An 11,476-nucleotide genomic window follows, 5' to 3' on the forward strand; every position below is an offset into this window, starting at 1 on the left:
AACGAAAAAAGTTTTAATAAGGCATAAGATGAAAAATGCTTTTTTTGTAACCGCTTCAATTGCTTGTGGTAAAAGCACTTTTATAGAAATAGCGAATTCTTTAGACTTTAAAAGCATTAGCGCAGACAAAATCGCTCATAAAATTTTAGATGAAAATGCTTTAGAACTTGAAAAGATTTTTTCTCCCTTTAGTTTAAAAAATTTACTCACAAAAGAAAAGAAAATCGATAGAAAAATCCTTGGAGAAATTGTTTTTAACAATAAAGAAGCTAAAAAAATCTTAGAAAATTTCACTCATCCTAAAATTCGAGCTAAAATTTTAGAACAAATACAAATTCTAGATAAAGAAAATAAAGCTTTTTTTGTAGAAATTCCTCTTTTTTTTGAAAGCGGTGCTTATGAAAATTTAGGCAAAGTCATTGTAATTTACACACCTAAAGAATTAAGCCTTAAAAGAATCATGCAAAGAGATAAGCTCAGCTTAGAAGCTGCAAAAGCAAGACTTGATTCTCAAATAGATATTGAAGAAAAACTTAAAAAAGCAGATTTTATCATTAAAAATACTAATTCTTATGCCGATTTTAGGCAAGAATGTGTTAAAGTAATACAAGAAATTTCTAAAGGAAAAATGTGAAATTTTATAAATATTGTGCAAGTGGGAATGATTTTGTCATAACAAATGCTGATAGAAAAGAAGATAGAAGTGCTTTAGCTAAAGAACTTTGTAATCGTTATGAGGGTATAGGTGCGGATGGCTTTATCGTGATATTGCCTCATGAAAAATACGACTTTGAATGGGAATTTTATAATAACGATGGCTCAAGGGCTGCTATGTGTGGAAATGGCTCAAGGGCTGCGGCACATTTTGCACATCATATTAACAAAATAAATCCTAACATGAGTTTTTTAACCGGTGCAGGAGTAATAAAAGCAAAGGTAAATCAAGATAAAGTTGAAGTATCTTTAGGCAAAATAAAAAGCGTGCAAAATACTTTTGAAGAATTAGGAAAAACTTGGCAACTTTGCAACACTGGAGTTCCACATCTAGTACATTTTTGTCAAAATTTAGATGAATTTGATACAATGCTTTGTCAAAAAATGAGACAAAAATATAATGCCAATGTTAATTTTGTAAAAATTTTAGATGAAAATCATTTAAAAGTTCGCACCTATGAACGCGGAGTTGAAGATGAAACCTTAGCTTGCGGCACAGGAATGGGGGCTTGTTTTTATCTGGCATTTTTAAATAAAAAAGTACAAAATAAAGTTAAAATAACTCCTAAAAGTGGTGAAGAGGTAGGGTTTGCATATAAAAATGAAGAATTGTTTTTTGAAGGAAAGGTAAAGTATTGTTTTGAAGCCAATTATAATTTTTCTTAGTCTTTTTCTAATCCCACTTTTTGCTGATGATCTAAAGAGTGGATTTGGAGAAGAATATTACAAACTTGATATAGATCAAAAAAGACAAATTTTTTTTATAAAAATGAATGAAATGTTTGATCAAAGCTTTAAAAAAATTGAACAAGAAAGAGCTTTTATCGAAGCCTTTTTTAAAGATGCTTACAAAACAGGCTTTAGGACTTCAAACCAAATAAATCTTGAAAAACTTATCATGATAAAAAACAAATATCGTATTGAAAATCTTTATGATTTTGCAGAATATAAAAAACGTATTCAAAAAATTCCAAAATCCATGGGTATAGCCCAAGCTTTAGTTGAAAGTGCTACAGGTACCAGTCGCTTCGCAAGAGAAGCAAACAATCTTTTTGGAGAATGGACTTGGGGTGAGAAAGGTTTAATTCCTGATTTAAGACATCCAGATAAAAAACATAAAATTAAGATTTTTGATAGTCTGCAAGATAGTGTTTACTCTTATGTTTTAAATTTAAATCGTCATTTTGCTTATGAAAAGTTTCGCGATGCAAGAGCTAAATTTGCAAGCGAAGGCAAAGAGATAACAGGACTAGAGGCTATTAAAACTTTAGATTCTTATTCTGAACGCAAGGGATATTATATCAATCTTATTACAAAAATCATCAAACGATACAACCTTGAAAAATACGATACAAACTCAAACAACACCTAAAATCCAAGTGAAAATTTATCAAAAGATATGACTTCAAATTTAACCCCTTGCTCAAAAAAACTATCCTCGCTTGAAAGAGTGATAAAAATCACATGAAAAATTCCAAGTTCTAAAGCCTTTGGTAAAATTTTCTTAGCACGTAATTTAATCAAATCAATATCTAAAGTTGGACTTGAAATATAAGCAATTTTAGATATTTGGCTATAAAAGTTAAAGTATTTGTTATAAAAAAATTCTTCTTTAAATTTAAACAACTCGCTTAAAACTAAATTTTCAAATAAATGTGAAAAATCCTTTGAAATACAAAGATTATTTCTTAGGCCAAAATCTTTAAAATAAATCTTTTGAAGTTTTTTTTCATCATGTTTTAAGGTATAAATCACATAAGTATTTTCTAATTTTTTGATAGCTTGATAAACACTATCTTTTGAAGTTTTTAATCTTTTTTTGAGTTCTATAAATATCTTAGAAATACTGATTTGCTGACCCAAATTTAAAGCTAAATACTTTAAAATTTCTAATTCTAAAAGAGTAAAGCTTTGTCTTAGAAGTATGTTTTTTTCTCCAAATTTACTGCGTCCACTTTGCAAAAAAAGACCTACTAAATTATTTATAGGTAAATTTTTCTTACTTACACTAATAAATTCTTCAAAATCAAAATAATCAAGTTCAAGCTCTTCAAACCCATTTACATTTAAATCTTTTATATTTGTACTTAAGATGATGGGAATGTTAATTTTTTCTAAATTAGGGATAAAATCCAAATTATAAAGGCAAAGAATTTTAATTTGTAAATTTTCATTCAGAAAATCAGCAAGTCTTTCTAAACTTTGTTTTTCAAAGCGTGTATCATATAAATCTAAAAACAAAATTTCACTTGCTTTAAATTGAGATAAAAAATTAAAAATAAGTGTTTTTTTACCACAAAATCGTGGGCCTTTTATGATAATATTTGGTTTTGAAATTTGATTTTTTCTTTCATAACTTACTTCAAATTTAGGGTGGTTTTCATAAAAAAAATTAAGTACTTTCAATTTTATCCTTTAAAAAAGGATATTATAACCTAGTTTGTATAATTGGGGCATAAAGCCCCTTAAATTACATTTTGCAAGCACCTTGTAAAGTAGCGCCTATCATCCAAAGACTTTTTTCATATTTTGCGATATTTTCTTGTGCAAAAGCAGCTGTTGTAGTATCACTTTCTTTTTCTGCTGCTTCATTGAGTTTTTTAAATTCTGCTAAAAGATATTCATAATCTTGTTTGATCAGTTCTATGACTTCAAGCGGAGTAAAGCAATCTTTTGCAACTTTTGGACTTTTTGCATTTTCCATTAAAACTTTTTGGCAAGTGATAGCTTTTTCGCCAAGTTGTAAAACTCTTTCAGCACAACTATCAAAAAGTTCTGCCATTTCTTCATAAGCTTTTTCTGTGTACTCGTGTATAGAAAAAAATTGCAAACCTTTTACATTCCAGTGATAATTATGAAATTTAACCCATAGATGATGAGCATCTGCTTGCATTTGTAATAATTGTTTTGTAACTGACATGATTGACTCCTTTTTTTAATTTTTAAAATTATAACATAAAATTCTTAAATAATAATTATTATTAATTAAAAATTTTTATTATAATTTTAACTTAAAATTATTATACTCTTTTTTAATGAATTTTGATTAAGAATTTAATATATTTTTTAAGATCAACTTTCCAACTTCCACACCAGGTTGATCATAGGTGTTAATCCCTAGCATAACACCGCAAGTTGAAGTAAAAAGTTCATAATAATACATCAAATATCCCGCATGCCAAGCATCAAGTTTTTCAAGTTCTATCACATCAACGCTCAAATTTTCAGCGATTAAAGCGTGCATAGTTGCATTACATTGAGCGTTTAAAAGTTCGTGAAGATTGACTTTATTACTTAAAGAATCTAAAAATTTAAAATGAATATCAGGGATAATAGGTGCTTTTTGAGCGTCTTTGATTTTTAAAAAAGTTACAGTTTTATTTTTAGGTCCATCCATAATGAGTTGTAAAAAACTATGCTGATCTCTTGCTCCAATGAGTGCAATAGGAGTTAAACCTATACGTTTATAGCCTTGCTTTTTACCTAAACTTTCAGCAATAAGCTGGATATACCATTCATTAAAGCCTTTAAAAGCATCACTATATGAAAAAAGTACATTGATATTGGCATTTTTGTGTGTGCAATAATGATAGGCTTTTTGTAAAATTTCATCTTTTTTATGAGTAAAAAAATCTTCAAAACAAGCTTTAGCTCCTTCTAAAAGAGCTTTGGCATTATAGCCACAAAAACAAAGCGGAACTATACCTACGGCTGAAAGTATGCTAAAACGACCTCCTACATTTGCAGGGATAAAAAAGCATTTAATACCTAAATTTTCACCTTCTTGATGAAGTTTTGAATCCTTATCGGTAATAAAAACAAAGTATTTTTTTAATTCTTGCATATCAAGTTTAAAATGTTCAATAAGAAGTTTAAAAAGCGATACAACTTCTATAGTACTACCTGTTTTGCTGATGATTAAAAACAAACTTTCCTCAAGCTTGATTTTTTCTAAAGTCTTATTAAAAGAATGTGAACTTGTGTTATCGAGTATAAAAAGTTCTCTTTGGTTGCTTTTTTCATTAAAAAGCATATCACGCAAGGCTTTTACACCACAACTTGAACCACCCATTCCCACTAAAACGATATTTTTTATGTGTTCTTTGTCTTTGATAAAAGCCAAACTCTCATCGATTAAATTCAAACTTGTATCAATAAGATGATAATACCCTATATCTCCACTTTTTACCTCATCATTAATACGATTTGCATAAGAACTTATAGTGTGAATTTCACTTTGCTTAAAAAAAAGTGTATTGTTTAACATTTACTTTTCTCGTAAAAATAATTTGTCGCTTCTACAAAGCCTTCTACACTTCCACAATCAAAGCGTTTTCCTTGAAATTTATAAGCTAAAACCATACCATTGGTTGCTTGAGTTAAAAGCGCGTCGGTAAGTTGGACTTCACCATTTTTTCCCGCTTTAGTATTTTCTAAAATTCCAAAAATATCAGGAGTTAAAATATATCTTCCTATGATAGCAAGATTACTTGGAGCTTCATCAGGACTTGGTTTTTCTATCATAGAATTAACCATGATAAGATTTTCTTCTACAAAATTTCCAGAAATTACTCCATAGTTTGAAACTTGCTCTTTTGGTACTTCCATCACAGCTATGATGGTGCAGCGATATTTTTCATAAATTTTTACCATTTGAGCCATAACATTTAAGCCTTCTTCATTGACACACAAATCATCAGCTAAAATTACGCCAAAAGCTTCATCGCCAACCAAAGGTCTACCTTTTAAAACCGCATCACCTAAACCTTTCATTTGATTTTGTCTTGTAAAAGTAAAGGTGCAACGATTGATCAAAGAGCGAATTTCATCAAGTAAGTATTCTTTTTTTGTACCTGAAATTTGATGCTCAAGTTCATAAGAAATATCAAAATAATCCTCCAAAGCTCTTTTTCCACGCCCTGTGACAAAGCCCATATTTTCCATTCCTGCTTCCAAAGCTTCATCAACACCATAATGGATCAAAGGTTTGGTTAAGATAGGTAACATCTCTTTAGGTAAAGTTTTTGTTGCAGGTAAAAATCTCGTCCCATAACCTGCCGCAGGGAAAATACAAGTTTGAAGCATAAAAATTTCCTTTTATTTTTTTATCATTATAGCTTATTTTTATGAATTTTCATGCAACTAGGCAAAGTTCTTTTTGCCTTGTTATTCAAACTCTGCCTTAGCTAATTTAACAATGGTTTCTACTACTTTAGAATCTTCAAGTGTTGAAATATCCTGTTTGATTTCTTCGCCTCTTGCTATAGTTCTTAAAATTCTTCTCATTATTTTACCGCTTCTAGTTTTTGGCAAACCTGGAGTATAAAGAATTTTTTCTATTTTAGCTATAGGTCCTATTTCTACTCTTAAAATGTCATTAAGTTCTTTTAAAGTTTCTATAGCTCCGCCAAGATCACAACTGGATGCAGGACTTAAAACCACAAAAGCAAACAATGACTCGCCCTTAATCACATCCAAAATACTCACTACAGCTGATTCTGCTACACTTGGATGTTTAGCAATAGCGCTTTCAATTTCAGCCGTTCCTATACGATGTCCTGCAACATTAACCACATCATCTGTTCTTCCTGTGATAGTTATATAACCATTTTTATCATAAAAAGCACCATCGCCACTAAAATATACAGCTTTTCCATCTTTTTTAGCTTGAGAAAAATAACTTTCTATATAGCGTTCATCATTACCCCAAATTCCACGAATCATCGAAGGCCAAGGTTTGATTATACAAAGCAACCCATCTTCACCCTCATCTTTTTTATTGCCTTCTTCATCAATAACTTCTGCAAAAATCCCTGGCAAAGGCAAGGTGGCACAACCTGGTTTTAAAGGAGTAGCACCTGGTAAAGGCGTGATCATATGCCCACCTGTTTCTGTTTGCCACCAAGTATCGACTATAGGACTTTTAGTTCCCCCTATTTCATCATAAAACCACTTCCAAGCACTAGGATTGATAGGCTCTCCAACCGTTCCAAGCACTTCAAGCGTACTTAAATCATATTTTCTTGGCTCATCAGGTGCATCAGCATGAAGCATTCTTATAGCAGTTGGCGAAGTGTAGAATTTGCTTATTTGATACTCTTCTATCATTCTCCACCAACGCCCAGAATTTGGATAAGTAGGAGTTCCTTCATGCATTATAGTCGTTGCTCCACATGCTAAAGGCCCATAAACTACATAAGTATGTCCTGTAATCCAACCCACATCAGCACTACACCAATAATTATCATAATCTTTAATATCAAAAACCCATTCCATAGTCATTTGTGCCCAAAGTATATATCCTGCACTTGCATGCATAACTCCTTTTGGCTTGCCCGTTGATCCTGAAGTGTAAAGCAAAAACAACAAATCCTCGCTATCCATGATTTCGGGTTCACACTTATAAGATTCATTTTTCACAAGTTCGTTATAAACATAGTCCCTTCCTTTAATATATTCTATAGGCTCATTATTGCGTATAACTATAAGTACTTTTTCTACACTTTCACACCCTTCACTTAAAGCCTTATCTACTGCAGGTTTTAACATATAAGGTTTGCCACGACGAAAAGCACCATCAGCCGTTACTACAAGTTTAGCTCCTGCATCTATAATTCTATCTCTTAAGGCTTCAGGAGAAAACCCTCCAAATACCACACTATGAATAGCCCCAATCCTTGCACAAGCTAACATTACTATAGCTGTTTCTGGAATCATAGGCATATAAATTACAACCCTATCGCCTTTTTTTACTCCGAATTTTTTAAGCAAATTGGCCGCCTTGCAAGTTTCATGCAATAATCTTCTATAAGTATAAACTTCATAATCCCCCATTTCACCTTCAAAAATCAAAGCAGCTTTATTGCGTCTTGTTTTCATATGACGATCAAGACATTGATAACTTACATTTAAAGTTCCACCTTCAAACCATTTATAAAATGGAGCTTTATCCTCATTTAGCACTCTTGAAAAAGGCGAAAACCACTCAATCTTCTCAAATGCTTGTCTTTTCCAAAAACCTTCAAAATCTTCCTTGGCTTCATCGCATAAATCATAGTATTCACATAAATTTTTTATACGAGCATTACAAGAAAATTCTTTACTTGGCTTAAAAAGCTCTTGATTATTTTGATTAAGCATAAAAACTCCTTTATGGTTATTTTTAAACATTATATAAGAGTTTATTTGTATTAAATACAAATTTAAAAAATAATTAAGATAAATTTTATAAAAAATGGGAATATTTGTAATATTTTATTTAAATTTTATAACGTATGTTAATTTAAGAAACATATTGCATCTTCATAAAAATAAAGACTGAGTTCTTCGTATAATTTTAAATCGAATTTTAAAAATTCTTGTTTTTCTAAGGCAAATTCTAAAATTTTATCCATACAACTTACCCTTATAAAAACATCACTTTTCCTACTTCTAAGTGCTATAATATAACATTTTTCTAAAATAAACTCATAATTATTTTTTGGGATATTTTTAGAATTAAAAAAAGAAATTTTATAAGGATCAATCGCAATTTTACTTGGAGGTTTTTTAAAATCTTTATATTTTTTACAATTACTAAAATCTATAAAATTACAAAATTTCACACCTTGATTTTCTAGTTCAAAAACATTAGTATTTTCAAATTCTAAAATTTCTCCACTGTGTAAATAAAGTTTTTTTTGAGCCAAAGAATCTAAAAAATGTTTATCATGGCTTGCGATTAAAAAACCTGTATTGAAATTTTCATGCATTTTAAGAATAGCTTTTTTAAATAAAAGTGTAGTATTTTTATCCAAAAAAGCACTTGGTTCATCAAGTAAATAATACTTCGCTCTTACGCTTAAAGCTATAGCAAAAGCTATTTTTTGACTTTGTCCTGATGAAAGTTCATTAGGATGTTTACTTAAAAGACTTTCATCTAAATTTAAAAACATCAAACTTTCTTTTATGCGTTCTTCAATATCTTCTTTAATCCCATAAGTTTTTAAGGTAAATAAAAAATTTGCCCTTACACTACGATTTAACAAAATAGGCTCTGGAAAAAGCAAATAAATTTCACGCTTTTGTTTATTATTAAGTTTAAAATTTCCAAAATAAGAAATATTTTTTGAAAAATCTCCTTCTAAAAATTTTAATATTCTTAAAAATGTAGATTTTCCACTTCCATTCGCTCCCATTAAGATGCTAATTTTACTCGTATCAAGTTTTAAATTTTTGATTTTTAAAACTTCTTTGTTTTGATAGTTGAAAAAAAGATTAGAAATTTCTATCATTTTATGTTCTTTTGAGTTTGTGTGTGATGAAATTTAAACAAAAGGCAATGAGAATTAAAACCAAAGCCAAAGCTATACCGCTAGCAAATTCGCCTTTGTTAGTTTCAAGTGAAATAGCTGTGGTTATGGTTCTAGTGTCGTATTTGATATTTCCACCTACTATCATCGCTACCCCTACTTCTGCTACAATGCGTCCATAAGCTAGTGCAACGACGCTAATCAAAGCAAAGCGTAATTCATAAATCATCGTTAAAACAAGTTTTAAAGGACTTAGGTGAAAAGATTTTATAAGTAAAAAATGTTTTTTATTCATATTTTCTATCAAATTTGAAAAAAGTGCGATCACTATAGGAAGTGCTAAGATAAACTGCCCTAAAATTAAAGCCTTTATAGTAAAAAGTAGTCCAAATTCTCCCAAAGGTCCTCGACTTGAAATCAGTGCATAAAGTATAAGTCCTACTGCAACTGTTGGAAAAGAAAGGCTAGTATCTATGATAAGTTTTATAAAGCATTTGAATTTAAAATCAAAAAAACCTAAGATAAATCCCAAAGGAAAACCTATAAGCAAAGCTAAAACTATAGAAATACTTGAGCTTAAAAGTGTAGTTTTTATAGCTGAAATTACGCTTTCATCAGCATTGAAAAGTAAAAATAAAGCCTGTTTAAAACCATCAAAAATATAATCCAAAAATATCCTTTTTAAAATAAGTAATTTTAGCATAATTATGCTAAAATATTTTTTTATGTAAATTTACAAGGAGAAAAAATGAAAAAAATCATTTCTTTAGCCCTTGCTTTAGCTTTAAGTGCAAGTGCAGCAGAACTTAAAATGGCAACCACAACAAGTACTGATAATACAGGACTTTTAGATGCCCTAAAGCCTCTTTATGAAAAAGAAAGTGGCAATACCTTAAAATGGGTTGCGGTAGGAACAGGTGCGGCTTTAAAAATGGGTGAAGATTGCAATGCTGATGTGCTTTTTGTGCATTCTCCAAAGGCTGAAAAAGAATTTATGAAAAAAGGCTTTGGCGTAGATAGAACGCCTGTGATGTATAATGATTTTATCATCATTGCTGATAAATCTTTAGCTTCTAAATTTAAAGGTAAAAATTTAAAAGAAAACTTAGAACTTATCAAAAATGAAAAGCTTACTTTCATCTCAAGAGGCGATAAATCAGGCACTGATAATAAAGAAAAAAGCCTTTGGAAAAATCTTGGCGGTGTGCCTGAAAAACAAAGCTGGTATCAACAAAGCGGACAAGGTATGCTAGCAAGCATTAAAATCGCTGAAGAAAAAAAAGGTGTGATTTTAACCGATCGTGGTACCTATATCAAATATGAAGCCAATGAAAAAGGAAATCCAAACTTAGTCATTGTAAATGAAGGCGATGATAGTCTTAAAAATTTCTATTCTGTTATAGCAACAAATCCTAAGCATTGTAAAAATGTAAATTATACAGAAGCTAGCAAATTTATCAAATGGGTAACAAGTGATAAGACTTTAAATTTCATTGCTGATTTTAAACTTCTTGATAAATCTTTATTTGTAATTGATGCAAAAACAAGAAAAGACTAAAAATTAAGCAGGTTTTAGCCTGCTTAAAATATCATTTTTTACTTATTGTAACTTTTTTATTTATTTTTCAAAACTTTTAGCTTATTTAAATTTCTTCTTTAGATATAATAAAATCAATAATTAAATATACAAGGTCAAATAATGTTCAAAGTGGATTTAAATAGTGATTTAGGGGAAAGTTTTGGCGCCTATAAAATGGGAATGGATGAAGAAATTTTAAAATTTGTAAGTTCAGTAAATGTCGCTTGTGGCTTTCATGCGGGTGATCCTTGTGTGATGGATAAAACCTTAAATTTAGCCAAGCAAAATGGTGTTTGCATAGGAGCACACCCATCTTATCCTGATCTTTTGGGTTTTGGAAGACGCAATATGCAAATAAGCTTTGAAGAGGCTAAAAACTATGCCTTGTATCAACTAGGAGCTTTATTTGGCTTTGCTAAGGCAAAAGGTATGAAAATACAGCATTTTAAAGCCCATGGGGCGCTTTATAATATGGCAGCTATTGATGAAAATTTAGCCTTGGCACTTTGTGAGGCAGTGGCGAGTTTTGATGAAAATATTATTTTTCTAGGGCTTAGTAATTCTGCTATGAATGAAGCAGCTAAGAAAAAGGGTTTAAGATATGCTAATGAAGTTTTTGCAGATCGTGCCTATAATGATGATGGCACTTTAGTTTCAAGAAAATTAGAAGGGGCGTTAATACACGATGAAAATTTAGCTATCAAACGCGTGATAAAAATGATAAAAGAAAGCAAAGTTACAAGCATAAATGGCAAAGAAATTGATTTAAAAGCCGATAGTATTTGTGTTCATGGGGATAATGCAAAAGCTTTAGAATTTGTTAAAAAAATCAAAGAAAATTTAAAAAAAGAGCAAATTCAAATTTGTGCTTTGGAAAATTTTATATAAGTTT

Annotated in this window: 12 protein-coding genes; 5 read left to right on the forward strand and 7 right to left on the reverse strand. The window is 30.2% G+C overall.

Annotated features, from left to right (window positions below; genetic code table 11):
- Nucleotides 1-28 precede the first annotated feature (28 nt).
- Genes coaE through FBF22_RS07355 form a run of 3 tightly spaced genes read left to right on the forward strand, consistent with a single transcriptional unit; the run spans nt 29 to nt 2,086 of the window.
- Nucleotides 29-634, forward strand: coding sequence for a dephospho-CoA kinase (gene coaE, locus FBF22_RS07345; RefSeq protein ID WP_002858894.1), 606 nt, complete (start codon nt 29-31; stop codon nt 632-634).
- Nucleotides 631-1,380 carry a diaminopimelate epimerase gene (gene dapF / locus FBF22_RS07350; protein ID WP_002855997.1) on the forward strand — a complete coding sequence of 250 codons (750 nt, stop codon included), beginning with the start codon at nt 631-633 and terminating at the stop codon, nt 1,378-1,380. The genes coaE and dapF overlap by 4 nt, the downstream gene beginning before the upstream one ends.
- A complete protein-coding gene (locus FBF22_RS07355) occupies nt 1,355-2,086 on the forward strand; it encodes a glucosaminidase domain-containing protein (protein WP_002856551.1) in 732 nt (243 codons plus the stop codon). Before dapF ends, FBF22_RS07355 begins: the two co-directional genes overlap by 26 nt.
- Here FBF22_RS07355 and FBF22_RS07360 read toward each other — a convergent pair.
- The 7 genes from FBF22_RS07360 to tupB form a co-directional block, all read right to left on the reverse strand.
- Entirely contained in the window at nt 2,083-3,120 is a 1,038-nt protein-coding gene (locus FBF22_RS07360) for an ATP-binding protein (RefSeq protein ID WP_002855524.1), read from the reverse strand. The genes FBF22_RS07355 and FBF22_RS07360 overlap by 4 nt on opposite strands.
- 64 nt (nt 3,121-3,184) lie before the next feature.
- Nucleotides 3,185-3,634: a Dps family protein gene (locus tag FBF22_RS07365; RefSeq protein ID WP_002851546.1), complete on the reverse strand. Its 450-nt coding sequence runs from the start codon at nt 3,632-3,634 to the stop codon at nt 3,185-3,187.
- Between the two features lie 126 nt (nt 3,635-3,760).
- Entirely contained in the window at nt 3,761-4,981 is a 1,221-nt protein-coding gene (locus tag FBF22_RS07370) for a glucose-6-phosphate isomerase (protein ID WP_002860682.1), read from the reverse strand.
- Nucleotides 4,975-5,799: a UTP--glucose-1-phosphate uridylyltransferase GalU gene (galU, locus tag FBF22_RS07375; RefSeq protein ID WP_002860681.1), complete on the reverse strand. Its 825-nt coding sequence runs from the start codon at nt 5,797-5,799 to the stop codon at nt 4,975-4,977. The genes FBF22_RS07370 and galU overlap by 7 nt, the downstream gene beginning before the upstream one ends.
- 81 nt (nt 5,800-5,880) lie before the next feature.
- Nucleotides 5,881-7,854, reverse strand: coding sequence for an acetate--CoA ligase (acs, locus tag FBF22_RS07380; RefSeq protein ID WP_002855506.1), 1,974 nt, complete (start codon nt 7,852-7,854; stop codon nt 5,881-5,883).
- A 137-nt stretch (nt 7,855-7,991) separates the two neighbouring features.
- A complete protein-coding gene (tupC, locus tag FBF22_RS07385; RefSeq protein ID WP_002884263.1) occupies nt 7,992-8,987 on the reverse strand; it encodes a tungstate ABC transporter ATP-binding protein TupC in 996 nt (331 codons plus the stop codon).
- A 1-nt stretch (nt 8,988) separates the two neighbouring features.
- Nucleotides 8,989-9,675 carry a tungstate ABC transporter permease TupB gene (gene tupB, locus FBF22_RS07390; protein WP_002855945.1) on the reverse strand — a complete coding sequence of 229 codons (687 nt, stop codon included), beginning with the start codon at nt 9,673-9,675 and terminating at the stop codon, nt 8,989-8,991.
- Nucleotides 9,676-9,753: 78 nt separating this feature from the next.
- On the opposite strand from tupB, the gene tupA reads away from it, so the two are divergent.
- Together tupA and FBF22_RS07400 are read left to right on the forward strand one after the other, a co-directional pair.
- Complete coding sequence (tupA, locus tag FBF22_RS07395; RefSeq protein WP_002884271.1) at nt 9,754-10,563, forward strand: tungstate ABC transporter substrate-binding protein TupA; 810 nt, start codon at nt 9,754-9,756, stop codon at nt 10,561-10,563.
- Nucleotides 10,564-10,704: 141 nt separating this feature from the next.
- Nucleotides 10,705-11,472 carry a LamB/YcsF family protein gene (locus FBF22_RS07400; protein WP_002884273.1) on the forward strand — a complete coding sequence of 256 codons (768 nt, stop codon included), beginning with the start codon at nt 10,705-10,707 and terminating at the stop codon, nt 11,470-11,472.
- The last annotated feature ends 4 nt before the right edge of the window (nt 11,473-11,476 follow it).

This window comes from Campylobacter sp. CFSAN093260 (genome assembly GCF_012890095.1).
Lineage (GTDB): Bacteria > Campylobacterota > Campylobacteria > Campylobacterales > Campylobacteraceae > Campylobacter_D > Campylobacter_D jejuni.